Annotated in this window: 21 protein-coding genes and 2 pseudogenes; 9 read left to right on the top strand and 14 right to left on the bottom strand. The window is 74.5% G+C overall.

Going from position 1 to position 19,767, the window contains the following annotated elements; translation table 11 throughout:
* From BG452_RS33590 to BG452_RS33600, 3 genes and pseudogenes are all read right to left on the bottom strand, one after another.
* Positions 1 to 635, bottom strand: a pseudogene (locus BG452_RS33590) (non-ribosomal peptide synthetase); the annotation flags it as partial.
* 42 nt (positions 636 to 677) lie between these two features.
* The gene (locus BG452_RS33595; protein WP_188308132.1) at positions 678 to 2,036 is read right to left on the bottom strand and encodes an MFS transporter; all 1,359 of its coding nucleotides are present in this window, start codon (positions 2,034 to 2,036) and stop codon (positions 678 to 680) included.
* A gap of 419 nt (positions 2,037 to 2,455) precedes the next feature.
* Positions 2,456 to 3,580, bottom strand: a complete 1,125-nt coding sequence (locus tag BG452_RS33600; RefSeq protein WP_188308133.1) for a PP2C family protein-serine/threonine phosphatase — start codon at positions 3,578 to 3,580, stop codon at positions 2,456 to 2,458.
* A gap of 397 nt (positions 3,581 to 3,977) precedes the next feature.
* On the opposite strand from BG452_RS33600, the gene BG452_RS33605 reads away from it, so the two are divergent.
* Positions 3,978 to 4,430, top strand: a complete 453-nt coding sequence (locus BG452_RS33605) for a peptidoglycan-binding domain-containing protein (protein WP_188308134.1) — start codon at positions 3,978 to 3,980, stop codon at positions 4,428 to 4,430.
* Positions 4,431 to 4,566: 136 nt separating this feature from the next.
* On the opposite strand, the gene BG452_RS33610 is transcribed toward BG452_RS33605, so the two are convergent.
* Together BG452_RS33610 and BG452_RS33615 are read right to left on the bottom strand one after the other, a co-directional pair.
* Positions 4,567 to 5,214: a maleylpyruvate isomerase family mycothiol-dependent enzyme gene (locus BG452_RS33610; RefSeq protein WP_188308135.1), complete on the bottom strand. Its 648-nt coding sequence runs from the start codon at positions 5,212 to 5,214 to the stop codon at positions 4,567 to 4,569.
* A 251-nt stretch (positions 5,215 to 5,465) separates the two neighbouring features.
* Positions 5,466 to 6,611, bottom strand: coding sequence for an erythromycin esterase family protein (locus BG452_RS33615; RefSeq protein ID WP_188308136.1), 1,146 nt, complete (start codon positions 6,609 to 6,611; stop codon positions 5,466 to 5,468).
* 93 nt (positions 6,612 to 6,704) lie between these two features.
* On the opposite strand from BG452_RS33615, the gene BG452_RS33620 reads away from it, so the two are divergent.
* Positions 6,705 to 7,523 carry a TioE family transcriptional regulator gene (locus BG452_RS33620; protein ID WP_188308137.1) on the top strand — a complete coding sequence of 273 codons (819 nt, stop codon included), beginning with the start codon at positions 6,705 to 6,707 and terminating at the stop codon, positions 7,521 to 7,523.
* A gap of 263 nt (positions 7,524 to 7,786) precedes the next feature.
* On the opposite strand, the gene BG452_RS47350 is transcribed toward BG452_RS33620, so the two are convergent.
* From BG452_RS47350 to BG452_RS33630, 3 genes are all read right to left on the bottom strand, one after another.
* Entirely contained in the window at positions 7,787 to 7,912 is a 126-nt protein-coding gene (locus BG452_RS47350) for a hypothetical protein (RefSeq protein ID WP_262986085.1), read from the bottom strand.
* A gap of 70 nt (positions 7,913 to 7,982) precedes the next feature.
* Positions 7,983 to 9,476, bottom strand: a complete 1,494-nt coding sequence (locus BG452_RS33625; protein WP_188308138.1) for an MFS transporter — start codon at positions 9,474 to 9,476, stop codon at positions 7,983 to 7,985.
* Positions 9,473 to 9,886, bottom strand: coding sequence for a MarR family winged helix-turn-helix transcriptional regulator (locus tag BG452_RS33630; protein WP_223243122.1), 414 nt, complete (start codon positions 9,884 to 9,886; stop codon positions 9,473 to 9,475). The genes BG452_RS33625 and BG452_RS33630 overlap by 4 nt, the downstream gene beginning before the upstream one ends.
* Before the next feature lie 201 nt (positions 9,887 to 10,087).
* On the opposite strand from BG452_RS33630, the gene BG452_RS33635 reads away from it, so the two are divergent.
* Positions 10,088 to 10,753 carry a response regulator transcription factor gene (locus BG452_RS33635; RefSeq protein ID WP_188308139.1) on the top strand — a complete coding sequence of 222 codons (666 nt, stop codon included), beginning with the start codon at positions 10,088 to 10,090 and terminating at the stop codon, positions 10,751 to 10,753.
* 89 nt (positions 10,754 to 10,842) lie between these two features.
* Here BG452_RS33635 and BG452_RS33640 read toward each other — a convergent pair whose 3' ends face one another.
* From BG452_RS33640 to BG452_RS33650, 3 genes are all read right to left on the bottom strand, one after another.
* Positions 10,843 to 12,093, bottom strand: a complete 1,251-nt coding sequence (locus tag BG452_RS33640) for a sensor histidine kinase (protein ID WP_188308140.1) — start codon at positions 12,091 to 12,093, stop codon at positions 10,843 to 10,845.
* 100 nt (positions 12,094 to 12,193) lie between these two features.
* Positions 12,194 to 13,585 (bottom strand): FtsX-like permease family protein, encoded by a 1,392-nt coding sequence (locus BG452_RS33645; protein WP_188308141.1) that lies wholly within the window; start codon positions 13,583 to 13,585, stop codon positions 12,194 to 12,196.
* Positions 13,586 to 13,590: 5 nt separating this feature from the next.
* Positions 13,591 to 14,364, bottom strand: coding sequence for an ABC transporter ATP-binding protein (locus BG452_RS33650; protein WP_411293063.1), 774 nt, complete (start codon positions 14,362 to 14,364; stop codon positions 13,591 to 13,593).
* 415 nt (positions 14,365 to 14,779) lie between these two features.
* On the opposite strand from BG452_RS33650, the gene BG452_RS33655 reads away from it, so the two are divergent.
* From BG452_RS33655 to BG452_RS33680, 6 genes are all read left to right on the top strand, one after another.
* The gene (locus tag BG452_RS33655) at positions 14,780 to 15,298 is read left to right on the top strand and encodes a hypothetical protein (protein WP_188308142.1); all 519 of its coding nucleotides are present in this window, start codon (positions 14,780 to 14,782) and stop codon (positions 15,296 to 15,298) included.
* The gene (locus tag BG452_RS33660; protein ID WP_223243120.1) at positions 15,295 to 16,083 is read left to right on the top strand and encodes a hypothetical protein; all 789 of its coding nucleotides are present in this window, start codon (positions 15,295 to 15,297) and stop codon (positions 16,081 to 16,083) included. The genes BG452_RS33655 and BG452_RS33660 overlap by 4 nt, the downstream gene beginning before the upstream one ends.
* A gap of 129 nt (positions 16,084 to 16,212) precedes the next feature.
* The gene (locus tag BG452_RS33665) at positions 16,213 to 17,085 is read left to right on the top strand and encodes a ketopantoate reductase family protein (protein ID WP_188308143.1); all 873 of its coding nucleotides are present in this window, start codon (positions 16,213 to 16,215) and stop codon (positions 17,083 to 17,085) included.
* Between the two features lie 141 nt (positions 17,086 to 17,226).
* Positions 17,227 to 17,802, top strand: coding sequence for a DUF6817 domain-containing protein (locus BG452_RS33670; protein WP_317621356.1), 576 nt, complete (start codon positions 17,227 to 17,229; stop codon positions 17,800 to 17,802).
* 123 nt (positions 17,803 to 17,925) lie between these two features.
* Positions 17,926 to 18,324: a hypothetical protein gene (locus BG452_RS33675; protein ID WP_188308144.1), complete on the top strand. Its 399-nt coding sequence runs from the start codon at positions 17,926 to 17,928 to the stop codon at positions 18,322 to 18,324.
* Positions 18,325 to 18,463: 139 nt separating this feature from the next.
* Positions 18,464 to 18,631 carry a hypothetical protein gene (locus BG452_RS33680; RefSeq protein ID WP_188308145.1) on the top strand — a complete coding sequence of 56 codons (168 nt, stop codon included), beginning with the start codon at positions 18,464 to 18,466 and terminating at the stop codon, positions 18,629 to 18,631.
* Between the two features lie 16 nt (positions 18,632 to 18,647).
* Here BG452_RS33680 and BG452_RS33685 read toward each other — a convergent pair.
* From BG452_RS33685 to BG452_RS47355, 3 genes and pseudogenes are all read right to left on the bottom strand, one after another.
* Positions 18,648 to 18,890 (bottom strand): annotated as a pseudogene (locus tag BG452_RS33685) (DUF6328 family protein); the annotation flags it as partial.
* A 46-nt stretch (positions 18,891 to 18,936) separates the two neighbouring features.
* Positions 18,937 to 19,416 (bottom strand): flavin reductase family protein, encoded by a 480-nt coding sequence (locus tag BG452_RS33690; RefSeq protein ID WP_188308146.1) that lies wholly within the window; start codon positions 19,414 to 19,416, stop codon positions 18,937 to 18,939.
* A 30-nt stretch (positions 19,417 to 19,446) separates the two neighbouring features.
* Positions 19,447 to 19,572, bottom strand: coding sequence for a hypothetical protein (locus tag BG452_RS47355; RefSeq protein ID WP_262986086.1), 126 nt, complete (start codon positions 19,570 to 19,572; stop codon positions 19,447 to 19,449).
* Positions 19,573 to 19,767: the final 195 nt, after the last annotated feature.

A 19,767-nucleotide genomic window follows, 5' to 3' on the forward strand; every position in this document is an offset into this window, starting at 1 on the left:
CCCCAGTGGGCCTGGGCGGCGGGCCCGGCGGCGGACTCCTCGGCGGCCAGCTGGAGTTCCACGGCCTCCCGGAAGTCGGCGACGGCCTGCGGGCCGGGGCCCGGCGCGGGCTCCCGGTCGCGCCGGTAGGCCTCGGTGAGCTCGCCGACCAGCACCCCGAGCGACTGCTCGTCGCAGGCCGCGTGGTCCAGCGCGAGGGCGAGCAACTCCTCGCCGCCGTCCGGCTCCCGGGCCACCAGCAGGCGCAGCGCGGGCCCGTCGACGGGCCAGTCCAGCATCGCCTCGCGCAGCGCCGTGTGGGTGCTGCCGCCGGGGGCCACGGCGATCCGGGCGACCTCCACCGAGGGGCCGCCGGTGCGCAGCACGGGTGTGCCGCGCACGATCGCGAAGGCGCCGCACAGTGCCGGGTGGCCGGCCGCGACGGAGGCGGCGGCGCGGCCCAGCCGGGCCAGGTCGAGGGTGCCGCCCGGGTAGGCGAAGAACAGCGGGGCGATGTCGGAGCGGGTCTGTGGCGCGAGTCGGCGGGTGATCAGGAACCGTCGCTGGGCGCCGGTCAGCGGGAGCAGCTCCACCGGGGAGTCGGCGGCGGCGGAGCGGTACCGGGCGAGGTAGGCGGCGGTGATGCTGGCGTGCACGGAACGGTCTCCGGTTTCCAGTGTCGGCTCGGGTCTGGGGGGTCAGGGGGTGGTGGGGCTCGCGGCGGGGTGCTCGGCGTCGCGGGTGTCCTCGGCGTCGAGGGCGTCGACGGCGTCGAGGGCGTCCTCGCCGCCCCCGGCCCGGGGTTCGGCCGTCGCCGTGGGCAGGTCGCGCATCCCGCGCAGCGGCGAGAGCAGCAGGGGCACCGGCACCAGCAGGAAGCCCACCGCGCACAGCCACAGCGCGGCACGCGGGCCGACCCACTCGGCGACGAGCCCGCCGCCGAGGGCGCCGATCGGCAGGGTGCCCCACACCAGGAAGCGCATGGTGGCGTTCATCCGCCCGAGCAGTTCGGGCGGGCAGACGCTCTGCCGGAAGCTCACCTGGGCGACGTTGTAGGCGACCGCGCCGAACAGCACCACGCCCGAGGCGAGGCCGAACAGCAGGGCGCCCGCGCCGCCGCCGGACAGCGGCCACAGCAGCGCGAACGGCGCGCTCACCACGGTGGCCAGCCAGATCAGCCGGGCCTGTCCGACCCAGCGGGACAGCTGCCCGGCGCACAGCGCCCCCGCCAGCCCGCCGACGGCGGAGGCCGACAGCAGGGCGCCGATGGCCCCGGGCGACAGGTCGAGCACCCGCACCCAGAACACCGTCTGGACGGCCATCAGCACGGCGGCGAACAGGTTGGACGTCGCGGTGGCGGCGGCGATCGCCCGCAGCAGCGGGTGTCCGAGCACGAAGCGCACGCCCTCGGCCACCTCGGCGCGCAGCGAGCGCCCGGGCACCGGCTCGGGCAGCGCCTCGTCGACCCGGATCCGGGCGAGCAGCAGGGCCGAGGCGAGGTAGCCGCAGGCGTCGGCCACGATGGCCAGCGGTGCGCCGAGCAGTTGGACCAGCCCGCCGCCCAGGCCCGGCCCGGCGATCTGCGCCGAGGACCGGACCGTCTCCAGCGCCCCGTTTCCGGCCACCAGTTGCTCGCGCGGCAGGACGGCGGGCAGGAAGGACTGGTGGGCCACGTCGAAGAACACCGTGGCCACCCCGGTGACCAGCGCGACCAGGTAGAGCTGCGGCATGGTCAGCACGCCGAACGCCGCCGCCGGCGGGATCGATCCCACCGCGAGGCAGCGCACCACGTCCGCGCGGATCAGCACCGGGAGCTTGCGCATCCGGTCCAGCCAGGCGCCGGCCGGCAGGCCGACCAGCAGGAAGGCGGCGGTCTCGGCCGCGGTCAGCAGGCCGACCTCGAACGGGGTGGCGTCCAGCACCACCACCGCCACCAGCGGAAGGGCTACCAGGGTGACCTGACTGCCCGTCTGGGCCGCCGCGGCTCCGGTCAGCAGGAGCCGGAAGTCGCGGTGGCCGAACAGACGGGCCTGGCGGGGGTGAGGCTTCTCGTTCATCGATGCGACTCTCGGTCACCCATTCGACACAGGGCAAGCACCTGGTCCGTTTCCGGACGAACCTCGGGTCGGCCGGATCCCGCCACCGCCGGGACGACCCCTTCCGCCTCCCTTACGGGCCCTTGTGGCCCGGCGCCGATCCGGCGCGCGCCCGCCCCGGCCCGTCCGCCAAGGCATCACGGCCCACCGGGACGTCCGGGCGAACCCGCGACCAGGGAGTCCATTTCGCCGTCCGATATCCGGACGCCTGCTTTCCGGCCACCGGAGCGAACCCCTCAACTTGGCCGGAATCCATGGAGTACATGCCTTCCGTAACCCCACCGTGATATCGGCGTGACCGTACAGAGCCGTGGCCGGGCTTCGCGGGGCCGCCCCCGGTGGCCGGTCGGCCACGCACCGCAACCGGTCCGGCGGCCACCTCACACCCCCTCGTCGCCCACCCTTCCGCTCCCCCCGCCGCCCCCGCGCCGGGTCACCGCGAGCACCGCCATGTCGTCGTCCCGCGGCCCGCCCGTCCACCGGGCCACGTCCGCCACCAGCGCCTCCACCGCCTCCCCCGCCCCGGCGAACGGCCCGAGTGGGGCCAGCCCACGCACCGGGTCGTAGAACTCCCCCGCGGCGTCCCGCGCCTCCGTCACCCCGTCGGTCACCAGCAGCAGCGTGCACCCCGGCGGGAACGGCCTGGCCTCCACTCCCGGGCGCGGCACCCCCAGCCCGCCCATCCCCAGCGGCAGCCCCGGATCGGCCGCGTCCCACCGGCACACCCCCGGCCCGCCACCGCCCAGCAGGTACGGCCCGGGGTGCCCGCAGTCCAGGGTGCGGGCCACCGCCTCCCCCGGCGGGAACTCCACCAGCAGCGCCGTGATGAACCCCTCCAGCCGCAACTCCTCGCTCAGCTGCCCGCTCTCCCGGGCCAGCGTGCGCTCCAGCGCGTCCGCGAGCGCGCCGAGATCCGGCTCCCGGTGCGCGTCCTCCCGGAACGCCCCCAGCAGCACCGACACCGCCCCCACCGCGTGCAGCCCCTTGCCCCGCACGTCCGCGATCAGCACCCGCACCCCGTACGGAGTGACCTGCAGCGCGTACGCGTCCCCGCCGATCAGCGCCTCGTCCTGGGCCGCCCGGTAGCAGGCCGCGACATCCAGCCCCGCCACCCGCCCCGGCGGCTCCGGCAGCACCGCCCGCTGCGCCGCCTCCGCCACCGACCGCACCCGCGCCAGCCGCCGCCCCTGCCAGGCCACCACCCGGTTCACCCCGATCCCGAGCAACGCGGCGAAAGCGGTGTTCACCAGCTCCAGATAGCCGTCCTGGGTCCCGATCGACCCGTCCCGCACCGCCAGCACCAGGATCCCGGTCACGTTCGCCAGCGCCACCGCCACGGTGTCCCGCAGCGACAGCAGCGCCCCCGACAGCACGGCGGCGGCCGCCAGCAGCGGATCGCCCCAGTAGTCGGCCGGATCCAACGAGTTCCACACCAGGCCACCGACGATCAGCAACCACGGCGCGACCCGCACATACGACGGCCACTGCTCGGACCTCGACGCCATCGGCCACCTGGCTTCCGTCTCGCCCCCGCCCTGGACCGATCGTAGGCACGGGCGGCGGCGGGGCGCAGGGCGGTGGGTGCAGGACAGCCGGTCCGGGCCGATGCCGTCGTCACGCGCGGTGTCCGAGCGGTCCGGCTGGGCCCCCGCCGGCCGCGTCCTGCGGCCGCCCCGCACTCGCTGTCATGACAGCCGTGACGGCCGTGACGGCGCCGCGGGCCCTGCGGGGCGAGTACTCCCGGCGGAGGCGGAGGTTCGGGTTCGAACGTCCGCCGGTCGGCCAGCGGTGGCCGAGTACCGGCCATCCGCCGCCGTTCCGTTCGTGCGCGACGACACCCCTGCCAGAGTGACGGTGTCCGTACACGTCACCCGCCCCGCGGGTGCCGGAAGGGGGTAACCCATGCGATCGAACGCACTGGTGAAGACACTCGTCGGCGCCACGGCCGTGGTCGGACTCGCCGTCGGCAGCCTGGCCGGCGCCGGCGCCGCCTTCGCGGCCACGCCGCCCGGCGTTCACCAGGAAGCCGCTTCCACGCCCACAGCGCAGGCCGCGGTGGTCAACCTCGGGCTGAGCGTCTCCCAGGCGCAGAAGCTCCAGGTCCCGCTGCGGACCTACTGGGGCTACACCGGCGCCATCGACGGCCGGCTCGGCACCGGCAGCTGGCAGGCCATGCAACGGTTCCTGCGCGCGGACTGGGGCTACACCGACTCCATCGACGGCATCGTCGGGGCCCACACCGTGGAGGCCCTGCAGCGCTGGCTGAAGAGCAACTGGGGCTACACCGGAGCGATCGACGGCATCGCCGGGGCCGGCACCGAGGCCGCCTTCGCGCGGTACTGCGACTCGCTGTGACGTCCGCTCCCCTCGGGGGCTGACCACCCGCCGGGGCCGGACCGGCCGGAGTCCCGGAGTCAGCGGCCGGTCCGGCCCCGTCACCGGCGGTCCGGCCCCGTCACCGACCCCGCCGCCGGCCCCGCCACCCGATCCTTCAGCGAGTGAAGCGCTCCGCCCCCGCCCCGGTCAGCAGCCCGGTCGGCAGCCGCCGCCCGTACGCCACCAGCAGCAGGTGCTCCGCCCGCCCCGCCACCGTCAACGGCCCCTGCCCGTACGACCAGTCCAGGTCCGTCGCGCTCAGCCGTACGCCCTCCAGCCGGGCACCGAAGAAGCGCAGGCTGCGGGCCGAGACCGCACCCAGCAGGGCGGCGGCCCGGGGCAGTGGCAGGCGCGGGGGCAGGGCGAGGGCGACGGTGATGTCGAGGCCGTGGACGGCGTCGTGGGCGAGGGCCGCGATCCGGCCGCCGACCGGGGGCCGCCAGGGGTGGTCGGCGTTCTCCGCCAGGGCGGCGGCGAGTTGGGCCTCTGTGCCGGCGGCGGCGTCGCGGCGGGCGATCCGGTCGGCCATCCGGTGAAGGTTGCCGCCGGAGCGGGCGAGTTCCCAGACAGTCCGGGCGGTGGAGTACCGGAAGCCGGTTCCCATGTGCGCGACCACCTCGCGCACCCGCCAACCCGCACACAGCGAAGGCGAGTTCCACTGTTCGGCGGTGAGGCCGGCGAATACCTCGGCGAGTTCCCGCCGTTCCGCCGCGATCTGTTCGCGGACCCACTCGACGCCCTGGTCCTGCTGCACACTGTCCATGCCCCCAGCCTGCGGCCGGAGTCGCCCGCGCGTCCAAGAACGGGTTGTTCTGCCACCTATGATCAGCGGTGATGGACTCCGGCAGGTCCAGTACGTCGCCACCGTTGCCCGGCATGGCGGCTTCACCCGGGCGGGCGCCGGAAACCGCCGGCCGTCGCCTTGGTCGCCTTGGTTGCCTTGGCCGCCTTGGTCGTCCTGGTCGGCCTGGTCGGCCACCTGCGGGCCGCCCACCCGGGGGACATGACGGTCCGCTACTCCACGGCTCCTCCGTCCGCGATGTGCAGTAGCACGGCCGCGCCGTCGAGGGTCTCCGGGTCGAGCGGGAAGTAGCCCTGGCGCGGGGTGGTGTCGGTGCGGGTCACGGCTGTGCCAGAGGCCGGCGGGGTCACCAACTGCCAAGCGCCGGGCTGTGTTTGCAACGGCGCCTCGTACGTCCCCGGGGCCGGCTCGCCCAGTCCGAGCACCGCGCTGCGACCGAGGCTCCCGGCGACGAAGACGTAGCGCTCCTCCAGCAGCGAGCCGGCGATGTGGCCCGCGCCGTTCCAGCCGCAGTCCAGTTCCCCCTGCGACCAGGCGCTCGGGTTCCGCTGGAGGTGCCGGTTGTGGGCGAACACCAGAGTCGGCCCGCGCCGGGCCTCGACGGCGCGGATGTCGAGCAGGTTCTGCGCCATCAGGGCGTCCCGCATCCTGATCAGTCCGGAGATCCGGGCGCTCGTCCCAAGACCCTGGACCGCCGACTGCGCGTGGTAGCGCAGCAGTCCGAGTCCGGCCTGCAGGTGGGTCCGGGCCCGGAGCCACTCGACGTGCGAGCTTGCCGCGATCACGTCCGGTGCCTGGACGTAGAGTCGGTTGAGCAGGTCGTCGGCGGTGCGGCGCAGCAGTTCGGCCTCGGGGGTGGCTCCGGGAGACGTGGCGGCGTCCAGGATCGCCTCCTCGCGCTCCCAGCGCCGGTCCTCGCCCGCCAGGGCGGCGATGTCCAGGTCGAGTCGCAGATAGTCGCGGGCGTGTTCGAGGTAGCGGCGCGGGCTGGGGGCCGTCGTGTTCTCGGTCGGGATGTCGAAGCCGTGGAAGGCCAGTTGCTCCCCGGCGTCCCGGTCGCGGTTGAACTCCCGCATCCAGGCGAGGAGTCGGCGGTTTCCCGGCTGGGCGCCGAAGCCGTGGGTGAAGCCTTCGACCAGTGCCGCGTCGAGGGTGCCCGCGCCGTGCCGGACGTAGTCGTCCACGACGAACGCGGCCACCCGGTCGGTTTCCAGGGCGATCGAGCGGAAGCCGTGTTCCACGAGTTGGGCGAACAGCCGGTTGCGGACCAGCCCGAAGGCCGGTTCCTGGTGCGTCGGTTCGCCGAGCGCCAGCAGTTCGCAGGAGGGGGTGAGGAAGTCTCGGATGTCCTGACTCATGGACCTCAAGCGTATCCTTGAAAGAACGGTTGAGACTTTCAGCGTCTCGGCTCGACATTTTCGACCAGAAGTCTCAAACCGGAGGGATCCGCCGTGCGCCCCGCCGACCTCGCCCGCGAACACGGCATCTCGACCCAGGCCGTGCGCAACTACGAGCGCGACGGCTTCCTCCCGCCCGCCGAGCGCACCCCCAGCGGGTACCGGATCTACACCGAGCGGCACGCCGCGGCCCTGCGGGCCTTCCTCACCCTCGTCCCGGCGTTCGGGCACGCGACCGCGGGCCTGGTGATGGCCGCCCTGCACACCGACCGGCCGGACGAGGCGCTGACCGCCGTCGACCGGGGCCACGCCCAGCTACTGCGCGACCGGGAGACGCTGGCCGCCGTCCGCCGGGCCGTCGACCACCTGACCTCGGAGCACCGGACCTCAGGCCGACAGGCCTCGGACCATCAGACCTCGGAGCAGCAGACCTCGGACCATCAGTCCGCGCGCGCCGACGCCCGTCGCTCGATCCCCGGCCCGCTCAGCATCGGCGAACTCGCCCACCGGCTCGGCCTCACCCCCGCCACCCTGCGCACCTGGGAGACCGCCGGGATCCTCACCCCGGCCCGCGAACGCCCCGGCGGGCGGCGGCTCTACCATCCCGACGACACCCGCGACGCCGAACTCGCCCACCTGCTGCGGCGCGGCGGCTACCCGCTGGACCACATCGCCACCGTGATCCGGCAGGTCCGCACGGCGGGCGGCACGGACTCCCTCGCCGAGGCCCTCGACGGCTGGCAACGGCGGCTCACCGCCCGGGGCCGGGCGATGCTCACCGCAGCCGCGAGGCTCGACGCCTACCTCTCGCCGGACCAGGGTGCGCCGGACCGGAATGTGCCGGGCACACGGCGCCAGTCCCGTTCCGGGTGACGGGCGAGCGGGCCGGGGACTCCAGCTCGACGCCCGGACCCCGGACGGCTCCGGCTCCGGTTCCAGCTCCGGCTCCGGTTCGCCGAACAGCGCCGCGACCTCCGCCGCGCTCGCGGGATCGGCCTCGGGCCGGATCTCGCCCACGAGTCGAGAGCGTACGAGCGGCCGCCCCAGTACACCCGGAGATCCCCCGCTACCGGGTGCCGGACGGTGCCGAGCGCCCGTGCCCACCCCCTGCCGTCTCCCGGCCGCCGCCCCTGCCGTCAGCCGACCCGGCTCAGCCGGGAGTCGGTGGAGCCCGGAGCCGGGCCCGCGCCCGCTCCGGGCAGGTCCTGCTCGTCCGGGACGCCTACTCCGTCGAGGCGGTCGAGGTCGCCCCCGGCGTCCACGCCTGGCGCGGCCGGCCGTCCGGCGACGACCGGACGGCCTGATCCGGCCGGTCGATGTCCTGCTGGATCGTCAACTTCGTTCAACAGAAGCAGCTTCCAGCCGACCCAGCGAGCGGTCCGGCAAGACCAGGAGGAAGAGCAGGGCCGCGCCGCCGAGCATGAACAGCGCGAGGTGGTGCAGCCCGCCCGTGGTGGCGCCGTGCGGGAAGAAGGCCGCGTTCGCGGCCGAGGCCGCCATCGCCCCGAAGTACATGAAGGTGCGCAGCAGCCCGGCCGCAGCGGCGATGGCGGCCGGGTCGGCCTGGTGGTAGAGCGCGGTCTGGTTGCCGAGCCCGATCAGCCCCTGCGGGATGCCCGCCAGCACCCCGACCCCGATCAGCAGCGCCAGGGGGCTCGTCGGACCGGCCACCAACAGGGCGGCACAGGCGGCCATTTGGACCACCGCACCGACCACCAGCTTGCCGCGCACCGCCGGACTGCGACCGGTCACACCGGAGACCGTGAGCGCGGTGAGCGACAGCGGGAGCAGCACCAGTCCGGCGGAGGCGGCGCTCAGGCCACGCCCCTCCTCCAGCCACTGGGTGTAGCCGTAGAGGAAGGCGTAGACGGCGGTGTAGCCGAGCAACTGGCGCAGATAGGTGGCGACCAGCGGACGGTTGCGGGCCAGCGCCCGCAGGTCGATGAACGGGCTGCGGGCCCTGGCCTCCCGGACCGCGAACCCGGCGCCGGCCAGCACGGCGAGCACCGGCAGGTACCAGAGCCCGGAGCCGGGCTTCATCACGAACAGCATCAGCGCCAGCAGGAAGACCGCGAACAGCGTGATCCCCGCGTGGTCGAGCCGCTCCCCGTCCTCCCGGCGCGGCACCGAGGCGGGCAGCCGGACGGCCCCGAGCACCAGACAGGCCAGCGACAGCGGGACGTTGACGGCGAAGATCGACCGCCAGCCGCCCAGCCCGATCAACAGGCCGCCGAGCGTGGGCCCGACCACGGCGATGGTCTGGTTGGCCACCGCGAGCACGGTCAGCACCCCGGTCGGACTGCTCCGGCCGGTCCGCTCGGCCTCACTGCGGGTGAGGTGCATCGCCGCCGGGTACGCGGCGGAGGTGCCGATCCCGAGCAGCACCCGGGCGAGGATCAGCAGCCCGAACGTGGGCGCGAGCGCGCCGACCAGCCCGGCCAGACCGACCACGGCCGTCCCGGTCAGATAGAGCCGGCGCGGACCGTAGGTGTCCACCAGCCGACCGATCACCGGCTGGCCGACGGCGGTGGCGAGGTAGAGCGCGCTCACCAGCCAGGCGGTCTCGGCGGGCGGAGCGCCGAAGGCGGTGCCGATGGGCACCAGGGCCACCGCGATCATCGAGGAGTTGATCGGGTTGAGTACCGAGCCCAGCACCATCGGGGCGAGCAGCCGGCGGTTGAACCCGCTGCCGGCCGGCTCCTGCCGGTCCCGCGGCGCCTGCCGCCCCTGCCGCCCCGGCCCCCGGTCCCCCCGGTCCCCCTGCTGCGCCTGTGCTTCCTGGCGGCGGGACCGGAGCCGTGCCAGCAGCGTCGACGGACCGGTCATCGCCGGTTCAGCCGGTCTATCAGGGGCAGTGCCGCCAGCACGGTGGCGCGTTCGGCCTCGGTGAGGCCGTCCTGCAGCGCCCGGGCCAGCCACTCCTCCCTGGCCCGACGGCTGTCCGCGATCCACTCCAGCCCGGTCGCGCTCAGGTCGACCAGTTGTCGGCGCCCGTCCTCGGGGTCGGGGCGGCGACCGACCAACCCGTGCCCCTCCAACGCCGCCAGCGTGGCGGCCATCGACTGCGGACGGACCCGCTCGGCAGCGGCCAGCGCGCTTGCGGAGGCGGCCCCGTCGACGATCAGCCGGTTGAGCACCGCGGTCTGGGAGGGGGTGAGTCCGCTGGACCCCTGCCCCTTCTCCTGGAGGGTCCGGCGCAGTCGGCTGAAGACGGCACGGAGCTCTCGGGCGGCCAGCGCGGCGGAGTCAGCGGGGCCGGCGGCGTCATTCGGGCCGGCGGAATCGGCCGGACCGACCGGGTCGACCGGCTCGGCCGGGCCTTCGGGGATCGCTGGGGCGGTTCGCTTCTCGGTCACCACTCCACGGTAATTTCATCAGTCCAGACTGTCCAGCCTTGCTGTACATCCAGTTCTTCCGCCCACCCCGATAATGGCGTCATGATCGACAAGCAGCTCCGCGTCGTCCTCGCCGAGGACTCGGTGATCCTCCGCGAGGGGATGGTCGAACTCCTGACCGCCCGTGGGTGCGCGGTGGTCGCCACCGCCGGTACGGCCCCCGAACTGGTCGCCGCCGTCACCGAGCACCGGCCCGAGGTCGCCGTGGTGGACATCCGGATGCCGCCCACCCACACCGACGAGGGCATCCGGGCCGCGGTCGAGATCCGGGCCGTCACGCCGGAGGTCGGGATCCTGGTCTTCTCCCAACACGTGGAGACCGCCTGGACGGCCCGGCTGCTGGCCGGCGGCGCCGCCGGCATCGGCTACCTGCTCAAGGAACGGGTGGCCCGCACCTCCGAGTTCGTGGACGCCCTGCACCGGGTCGCGGCGGGCGGCACGGCGCTCGACCCGGAGATCGTCAACGGACTGCTCCACGGCGGCCGGCGCAGCCGGGTGGACTCCCTCACCGCCCGCGAACGCGAGGTCCTGGAGCTGATGGCCCAGGGCCACTCCAACCGCTCGATCGCCGGCCGGCTGGTGGTCTCGGAGCGGGCGGTGGAGAAGCACGTGGCGGCCGTCTTCGGCAAGTTCGACCTGCCCGCGACGGACGCCGACAACCGACGGGTCAAGGCCGTCCTGGCCTACCTCGCGGAGACCGGTTCCTGAACGCCTCGCACCCCGACCACGAGACCTGACGCACCTTCCCCAGCTCCGGCCCCGGCCCCGGCTCAGCCCCAGCCCCCTCCCAGCCCCCGTCACAACCTGCTCGGCAGCTCCGCCGTGACGACCGTCGGCCCGCCGCGCGGGCTGTCCACTCGCAGCACCCCGTCCACCGCCGCGAGCCGCTCGGCCAGCCCCGCCAACCCGGTGCCCGCGCCGACCGCGGCGCCGCCGTGCCCGTCGTCGCGGACCATCAGCCGGACGCTCCCGTCACCCGCGCTCGCGGTCAGCTCGACGGCCTGCGCGCCGCTGTGCTTGGCCACGTTGGTGAGCAGTTCGGCCGCGCAGAAGTACACGGCCCGCTCGATCACCTCCGCGGGCCGCTCCCGCAGGTCCAGCCGGAGCGCCACCGGCACCGGTGAGGTGGCGGTCAACCCGGGCAGCGCCTCGGCCAGCCCGGCGTCCAGCGCCACCGGGTGGATGCCCCGGGTCAGGCGGCGCAGCCCGGTGATGGTGTCGTCGGTCTGCCCGCGCGCCCGGTCGACCAGGGCGCGCAGCCGTCCGAGGTCGGCGCCGGCGTCCGCCCCAGGCCCGGACGCGGCCGGGTCGCCGAGGGCGTCGTCCGCCAGGGAGAGGGTGATGGCGAGCGCGACCAGCTGCGCCTGGGTGCCGTCGTGCAGGTCGCGTTCGAGGCGTCGCAGCCGGTCCGTGCCGTCAGCCAGCAGCGTGATGCGGGCGTTCTCCAGCTCGCGCACCCGCTGCTGCGAGCGCGCCGGCCCGAGCAGCGCCCGGGCCAGCGCCCGGTTGGCCCGGCTCAGGGCGCGCAGCGCGGCCGGTACGGCGGCCAGCACCGCCAGGCCGACCGGGAGCCCGGCCACGTCCAGCCAGTCGACCGTTCGTGGGCCCGGCTCCAACAGCCGTACCCAGAACGGGAATCCCGCCAGCCACACCGAGCTGAGCGGCAGCCCTACGGCGGCCAGGAAACCGAGCACTCCGAGCGGCAGCCGGAGGAGGAGGTAGAGCAGCGCCCGCCAGGCGACCGGGTCGGTCAGTACCGCCAGCCCCCGCGCCAGCGGCCCCGAAGGGCGCGCCAACGGCGATGGCGCGGCGACCTGTTCGCCCAGCAGCCGCCCGACCAGCCGCCGGTGCAGCCCGCCGATCCCTCGGGCCCCGGCCAGGGCGGCGGCGACGAAGGGCAGCCCCAGCACGGTGAGCGAGAGCAGGGCCCCCGCGTAGAGCACGGCCACGGCGTAGACCCCGCCGAGCACTCCGAGCGGCAGCCCGAGGACGGCGAACGCCACCTCACCGCCCCGCACCGACAGCCCCTGCCGCCATCGACCCGCCACGCGCCTCACCCAATCCACCGATCAACCGGCCCCCAGCATCCCCCAGTGACCACCGGAACCGCCGCTCGCCCGAACCACCCATCACCTCCCGCGCCCCACCTCAGCCCCGCTCCCCGCCCACCTCCTCCACCGCACGACCGCCGATCGCCCAGAGCCCCGTGCCCACGATCCCCGGCACCGTCAGCACCACCGCCCCCGCCACCACCCAGCCGCACGCCGCCCACGGCATCACCGGCACCACCGACCCGGTGACCGCCCGGCTGAACGCCCCGGTCGCCGCGCCCGCCACGGCCGCGCCGAGCAGCACGCCGACGGCCGTGGTCAGGGCGGCCTCGACGGTGAGCATCCGCAGCAGTTGCCGTCGCGTCGCCCCGACCAGCCGCAGCAGGGCGAACTCGCGGCGCCGGTCGGCGGTCAGCGCGACCAGGGTGTTGACGGTGGAGACCGCCGCGAAGCAGACCAGCAGGCCGAGTTCCGCCTGTCGCAGCCAGACGTCGCTCGCCTTGGTGACGCTGGTCGCGGCGCCGCTCGCCCGGGCCGCCCGCTCCGCCGTGCTGGTCATGATCAGCATGGTGGTCGAGAGCCCGACCAGCAGGGCGACCGGGACCACCGCCGAGGAGAGCCGGGCCGCGTAGCCGCGCAGGTTGGCGTCCGCGAGCCAGCCGACCCTGGGCAGGAGCACCCGGGCCGGGGCGCCGAGCAGGGTCGCCAGCACTCGGGCCGCCACCGGCCCCAGCAGGGCGACCGCGACCAGCAGCACCAGCGAACCGAGCAGGGCCGCCTGCCCCGCCTTGTCCAGTTCCCCGGCCGGTCGGCCAGCGGCCAGCCGCAGCAGCAGGAGGCCGCCCGCCAGCACCGCCGCACCGGCCAGCAGTCGCACCAGGCCCGTCCGGGCCTGACCGGCCGCGCTGTCGGTCAGCGCGGCGGCCGGGGCGGGCCGGGTGATCCGCCGGACGGTGAGCGCGGTGGCCGCCAGGCCGACCAGCAGCGCCACCGCGAGCGCGATCAGCGTCGGCACCGGCGTCACCGGTATCCGCAGGCCGGGCGCGACCATCCCGCGCCGTTGCAGCGCGTCGAGGAAGGCCCGGGCGGCGAGCAGGCCCACCGCACCGCCGGGGACGGCCGCCAGCAGGACGGTCGCCGTGACCTGGAGGCGCACCAGCCGGCGTATCTGGCGGGGCGTCGCCGCGACCGTCCGCAGCAGGGCCAGGTCGCGGTGCTGCTGCCGGAGGGTGAAGCCGAGCGCGTTGACCACGACGAACAGCGCGACCAGGACGGCGATCTCACCGAACGCCCCCGCGATCACCATCAGCCCCGGCCCGGCCACCGCGGCCCGCGTCACCGCGGCCGGGGCCGTGAGCTGGGCGGCGACCAGGGAGCCGAACAGGGTCACCGCCCCCACCGCCAGGAACAGTGCCGTCGCAAGCCCGGCGAAGGCCGCCGGTCGACGTCCGATCTGACCGACCGCCAGGGCCGGTACGGAACCACTCATCGCCCTCACCCGCCCAGCCTGCTCAGCCGCTCGCCGACCTGCGCGGCCGTCGGCCGGACCAGTTCGTCGACCAGCGTGCCGTCGGCGAGCAGCAGCACCCGGTCCGCGTAGCCGGCGGCCACCGGATCGTGGGTGACCATCACACACGTCCGGCCGTCCTCGTCCACGCCCGCGCGCAGCAGGTCGAGGATGTCGTGCCCGGTCGCCCGGTCGAGCGCGCCGGTGGGCTCGTCGGCGAACAGCACCTCGGGCCGGGCGGCCAGGGCGCGGGCGATCGCCACCCGTTGCTGCTGGCCGCCGGAGAGCCGGCCCGGCCGGTCGCGCTCCCGCCCGGCCAGCCCGACCCGGGCGAGTGCCTCCCGCACCCGGGCCCGCTCCGGTGGGTGCCCGGCCAGCCGCCCGGGCAGTTCGACGTTCTGCGCGACCGTCATCGCGGGCATCAGGTTGAAGGCCTGGAAGACGAACCCCACCCTGGTGCGCCGCAGCTCCGCCAACCGCCGTTCGGGCAGGCCGGACACCTCGGTGCCGCCCCAGCGGACGGTGCCCCGGGTGGGGCGGTCCATCCCGGCCAGGCAGTGCAGCAGGGTGGTCTTGCCCGAGCCCGAGGGCCCCATCACCGCCGTGAAGGTGCCCGGCGCGAAGGCCACCGAGACCCCGCGCAGCGCCCGGACGGCGGTCGTGCCGCGCCCGTACTCGCGGTGCAGCCCCTCGCCGCTGAGCGCCGCACCCGTCACTCCGTCGTGCGCCGCCCCGACGGCGGCTTTCGTCATCCCGTTCATGCCCCCAATCCTGGGCATCCGGGACCGCCGGGTCGATTGTGCTGGCACCCCAATCCGGGGTTCGGAAAACCGAACCCCGCAGGTGGTGCTACGCCCCGTCGCCCAGGAGTCGTGCTGGTACTCCGGCCACGGGAGCGGTCCGACCCGGTCGATCGCCGCCGCCGTCCCCGGATCGTCCGGACCGCACGAGCCGACACGAAGCCACAGGAGCCCGTACGCGCCCGTACGCGCCCACCGACCGCGTCCGCCGCCACGAGCCGGGCATCCGCCGGGACTTGATCCGCCGCCATCCGCACCCCCTCCCCCTCCTCTCCCGCTCCCCCGCGCAGCCGGACCGACAGCCCGACCGGGGCACGTGATGCCCACCACGGAAAACGGCCTCCCATCCGGGCTCCCGAGGAGGAATCATGATCAGGTGACCATCGACCTGCTGCCCGGCCACGGCGTCCGCCTGCCGGCCCCGCTGCCCGAACTGCGCTTCGGCCTCGCCGAGGCAGCGGTACTCGCGCTGCTGGCCCCGCACGGCGCGCTACTGCCGGACGGGGTGCGCCCGACCTTCGTCTGCGGCACCCGGTGGGCGCTGGGCTTCCGGCTCCCCGGTGTGAACGTCACGCTCTCCGCGCACGACGGCGACGCCCTGACGGCAGTCTGGGTGAACCGGAACCCGCACGACGACCGGGCCGCCTGCCCGGTCGGCTACCTCGGGATCGACGTGTTCGGCTGGCCGGCCCAGGAGTTGGCCGGGGCCCTGCGTGCCCAGGGCCTGCCCGTGCCCGACCCGGCCCACGGCAACCTGCGTCACGGCCCGGTCCATCTCCGCGCGGATGCCGGGCGCCCTCCCCGCCCGGCCCCCGGCCGCAAGCCGCGCCACGAGGCGCCCTACCACTTCGACTTCGTCTCCCTCCACCACACCGCTCCCGAGGCCACCCGATGACCCCGCAGGAACCGTCCCCGACCCCGACCCCGGCCCTGAACCCGACCCCGACTCCGGCCCCGCACCCGACCGACGTCGCCACCGGCCCGTACGACGCCGCCTTCCTCCCCCGCCTGGAGCTCTCCGCGCGCCCGGCCGAGCGGCCGATCACCGAACCGGTGCCCAAGCTCGGCGGCGAGCCCTGCTGGCTGGCCGAGCCCGCCTGGCCGCTCTCGCCCGAGACCGGAGAACCCCTGGTCTTCATCGGCCAGTTCCCCGTCCCCGGTGAGGAGTTGCGGTTGGCGTACCTCTTCCTGGCGGAGGTCGAGCAGATCATGGGCGGCATGGCTCCGGACGCCGGGGACGGCGTGCTGCTCGTCCAACCGGGCGGCCGGATCCCTTCCTTCGCCGTGATCGGCCCGCCCGGCACCCGGGGCCGCACGCTCTGGCGCCGCGAGCCCGGGAGCGCGGCGACGACGCCGGTCGAGTTCCACCTCGATCTGCTGCCGCTGTCGGCCGAGCTGGACCGGTCGATGGACGAACGGGCGGCGTTCCAGCGGTACTTGCGCCACGAGGGCCCCGAGGTCCGGTTCCCGGACGGCGGTCACGTCTTCGACCACCTCGGCGGCCTCCCCTCCTTCCCCAACGGCGAGGCCCGGGTGCCCGCGCCCTGGCGGTACCTCTTCTCGTTCTCCGACGCACCGGACGACGACGACCCGTACTTCCTGAACTTCGGCTACGGCGTCGGCAGCGGCTTCCTCAGCCCGGACGGCCTCGAGGGCCGCTTCTGCTGGGAGATCCCGTAGCGCCGGCCCCACCCCCGACGACCCCGCACCCGACGACCCCACACCCGACGACCCCGCACCCGACGACCCCACTGCCCCACCCCCGAAAGCCCCGCCCACCGCCCCCTCCCGACCCCACGAGGAGTCCGCATGACCACCACCCCCCTCACCGTCGCCGTCCTCGGCCCCGGCGGCGTCGGCGGCCTGATCGCCGGCCTGCTGGCGCGCGACGGCCACCGCGTCATCTGCCTGGCCGGCGAGCAGACCGCGGCCGCCCTCGCCCGGGACGGACTGCACGTGCGCAGTACCCAGTTCGGCGAGTTCACCGCCCCGGTGGAGGCCGTCACCGAGCTGCGCGAGCCGGTGGACGCCGCCTTCGTGACCGTCAAGGAGACGGCCCTGGCCGACGCGCTCGACCGGATGCCGCCGCAGTCCCTCGGCACCGGCATCGTGGTGCCCCTGCTCAACGGCCTGGACCACATGGCGGTGCTGCGCGAGCGCTACCCGGCCGGGCGGGTGGTGGCCGGGACGATCCGGGTCGAGGCCACCCGTACCGCACCCGGCCGGATCGAGCACACCAGCCCGTTCGCGGCCATCGAACTCGCCGCGCCGGTGGAGGAGTTCGCCGAGCAGCTGCGCCGCACCGGGCTCGACGTCACGCTGCGCGAGGACGAGACGGCGATGCTCTGGAGCAAGCTGTCCTTCCTCGCGCCCTTCGCCCTGCTGACCACCCGGCACGCCGACGGGATCGGCGTCGTGCGCACCGAGCACCGGGATGAACTCCTCGCCGTCCTGGACGAGATCACCGCCGTCACCGCGGCGATCGGAGCCCCGGCCGACCTTCCGACGCTGCTCGCCGCCTTCGACCGGATCCCCGGGGCGATGAGGTCCTCGATGCAGCGCGACGTCGAGGCGGGCCGGCCGACCGAACTCGACGCCATCGGCGGCGCGGTGCTGCGGGCCGCCGAGGCGCACTCCGTGCCCACCCCGACCATCGCCCGACTGGTGCGCGAACTCTCCTAGCCGCACCCCTCCCCCGCCCCCGTCCGCGAACTCCCGCCGTCGAACATCCATGTGGACCGACGGCGGAAGTTCGAGGGCGGGCCCGGCGGAACGGCCGACCGTGCTTGCGGGGCGGTCGGCCACAGGAGTAGAACTCCTCGGGTGACATCAGCCGACCACCGCACCGCTCCCGCGTGGAGCCACGTCGAGGAGTTCCTGCGCGCCCACGAGGCCGACCGGATCCCGCACCCGGGCGGCACCCTGCTGGAGCACCTGGCCCGGGTGGCAGCCCTGTTGGCGGACTGGGGCACCGATGCCGCCGTCCAGGTCGCCGGGCTCTGCCACGCCGCGTACGGGACCGACGGCTTCGACGGCGCCCTGCTGGCACTGGACGAACGGGACGCGCTGGCCGCCCTTGTCGGCGAGCGCGCCGAGGCGCTCGTCTACCTGTACGCGAGCTGCGGCCGAGCCGCCGTCTACCCGCGCCTGGGCCGGGACGACGAGCCGCTGTTCCACGACCGGTTCACCGGAGAGGACCACACCCCGCCGGAGGAGGACCTGCGGGCCTTCCTCGCCATCACCGCCGCCAACGAACTCGACGTGCTCCGCCACAACGCCGAACTCGCCGCCCGCTACGGGCTAGGCCTGTACGAACTGTTGTCCCGCACCCGTGAGTTGCTGCCGGCCGCCGGCTGGCAGGCCTGGCGGGCATGGCAGGACGGGCCAACACGGGCCTGAAGCAGCATATCTGACTGTTCGTCAACCACCAACCGGCAGAAGACAATTTGCCGACCGTTCACGTGTCATGTCGGAACCACCGTACGGGGACCGGACGTTCTCGAAGGCGGGAGGGATACAGACATGACAACCAGACCGTACCGCCTCGCCGCCGCCACGATCGCACTGCTCGTGGCGGCGCCCTTGTTCACCGCCTGCAAGAACGCCGACCAGGCCCTCGACTGCGGAAAACGGGCGATCAGCCTCACCGGCGATGTCCAGGACCTCACCGACTCGGCGCTCAACGTCGGCCAGATCACCGACGAGAGTCGGCGCAAACACACCGTCGCGGCCCTCAAGAAGGTCAGCGACGACATCAAGCAGATCCGCAAGGACGGCGACGGCAAGGTCGACGCCGCCGCCGACAAACTGTCCAAGGCCGTCGACAACGCCCAGACCGCCGTCTCCAAGGGCAAGGAGCCCGACTTCGGACCGATCGGCGACGCGGCCGGCGAGCTGACCAAGGCCTGCGCCGGAGCCTGACGCCCCGACACCCCGGCACCGCCACCACGTGGGCCCGGGAGCGCCGGCCGATCCGGCGCTCCCGGCCTGTCGCCACCGCCCCGACGCCCCCAAGGCGGTAGGAACGGGCACCGGCCCGAACCCCGCCCCGGAGGCACCGGTGAACCACCCGATCCTCCACCAGATCCACCAGCTGCGCGCCGAGTTGGCCGACGACGCCGCCCCCGCCCTGGTCACCGCGCTCGCCCAGGGCACCGCCCCGCTCACCGCGGTGGCCGACCTCGCCGCCCAACAGCACCGGATCACCACAGCAGAAGGGCGGCGGTGATCGTCAGGGCCAGGGTGACCAGGCCGGTGGCGATCGCGCCCAGGACTACGGTTGCGTCGTAGAGGTTCTTGTCGAAGTCGGACAGGCCGGCGAAACGGGGGGTGAAGGCGACGCTGAGCAGGAAGCCGAACAGGATCTGTGCACCGGTCTGACACACGCGGACCTCTTGGAGCATCTCGCTCCACAGCCGGTCCGCCCGTTCCTGCGGCGTCTCGTCGCGGCCGCTCCCGGACGCGTCCCCGCGGCTCCTCGATGTCACTGGTCGTCTCCTGTCTCGCCTCGCCGCCGCCGGGGCCTATCCCTCTTCACGCCGGGTGTCCGGCGTCGATGTCCTGGACGTCCTGGAAGGTCAGTGAGCCGCCGCTCGACGCGGCTTCGGTGTCGATCGGTTCCAGGAGGAAGCCCACGTGGTCGCCCCAGTCCACCCGGTCGAGGACACGGCCGGCGAACCAGGCCACGGCGCCTTCCAGCACCGGGACTCCGTAGGGTCCCACCTCCCACGCGGCGACCGCGAACTTGTCGACGTCGTCACCTGTGCGGCCGCCGAACAGCTCGGCGAGATCATGTCGGCGCGTCGGGAGCAGGTGGACCACCAGCACGGGCGAGCGCGACGCGACGGCATAGGTCCGGTTCGCCTTGGAAATCCAGACGGCGAAGCGGAGCGGCTGGATCGAGCACTGGCCGGCGAAGCCGACCAGACACCCCGCGTGCTCCCGTCCGGTCGTCGCGGTGACGACATACACCGGGTAGTCCAACAAGGCGGCGAACGAATCGAATTGGCCCATGGTGCTGCTTCTTCCCTCGGAGCTGGCGAGCTATCGCAGGCAGTTGCGCGACCTCGCGGCCGGTCGTGGTGCCCGGCAGAGCCAGGCCAGCGCCTGGTAGAACCCGAGGACGTAGTCGGCGTCAGCGCCGTCGTGCGCGGCTGCGCGCAGTTTCACGGCGGCGCTCGGCATTCGACGAGGAGCTGCGCACGGTTGGGCATCACGGTCCGGGGCAGCGGGGCAGCGGTCACTGGGGCTTTGGGCTGGGTTCCGGCGGCCCACCGGTAGACGGCCTACGCGCCGTGTTCGAGGCCGGCGCACGGTGAGGGCGGACGGTCGGATGCCCTGGTCGAGTACCTTGTCCAGCCCCGT

Origin of the sequence: Streptomyces sp. CBMA123 (genome assembly GCF_014596465.1) — a bacterium.
GTDB lineage: Bacteria > Actinomycetota > Actinomycetes > Streptomycetales > Streptomycetaceae > Kitasatospora.

Bases quoted from the DNA above. Each gene is read 5' to 3' on its own strand.
- BG452_RS33635 (WP_188308139.1), top strand. From the start codon at position 10,088: ATGATCGACAAGCAGCTCCGCGTCGTCCTCGCCGAGGACTCGGTGATC.
- BG452_RS33675 (WP_188308144.1), top strand. From the start codon at position 17,926: ATGACAACCAGACCGTACCGCCTCGCCGCCGCCACGATCGCACTGCTC.
- BG452_RS33660 (WP_223243120.1), top strand. From the start codon at position 15,295: ATGACCCCGCAGGAACCGTCCCCGACCCCGACCCCGGCCCTGAACCCG.
- BG452_RS33625 (WP_188308138.1), bottom strand. From the start codon at position 9,476: ATGACCGGTCCGTCGACGCTGCTGGCACGGCTCCGGTCCCGCCGCCAG.
- BG452_RS33645 (WP_188308141.1), bottom strand. From the start codon at position 13,585: ATGAGTGGTTCCGTACCGGCCCTGGCGGTCGGTCAGATCGGACGTCGA.
- BG452_RS33600 (WP_188308133.1), bottom strand. From the start codon at position 3,580: ATGGCGTCGAGGTCCGAGCAGTGGCCGTCGTATGTGCGGGTCGCGCCG.
- BG452_RS33615 (WP_188308136.1), bottom strand. From the start codon at position 6,611: ATGAGTCAGGACATCCGAGACTTCCTCACCCCCTCCTGCGAACTGCTG.
- BG452_RS33665 (WP_188308143.1), top strand. From the start codon at position 16,213: ATGACCACCACCCCCCTCACCGTCGCCGTCCTCGGCCCCGGCGGCGTC.
- BG452_RS33690 (WP_188308146.1), bottom strand. From the start codon at position 19,416: ATGGGCCAATTCGATTCGTTCGCCGCCTTGTTGGACTACCCGGTGTAT.
- BG452_RS33595 (WP_188308132.1), bottom strand. From the start codon at position 2,036: ATGAACGAGAAGCCTCACCCCCGCCAGGCCCGTCTGTTCGGCCACCGC.
- BG452_RS33605 (WP_188308134.1), top strand. From the start codon at position 3,978: ATGCGATCGAACGCACTGGTGAAGACACTCGTCGGCGCCACGGCCGTG.
- BG452_RS33650 (WP_411293063.1), bottom strand. From the start codon at position 14,364: ATGAACGGGATGACGAAAGCCGCCGTCGGGGCGGCGCACGACGGAGTG.
- BG452_RS33610 (WP_188308135.1), bottom strand. From the start codon at position 5,214: ATGGACAGTGTGCAGCAGGACCAGGGCGTCGAGTGGGTCCGCGAACAG.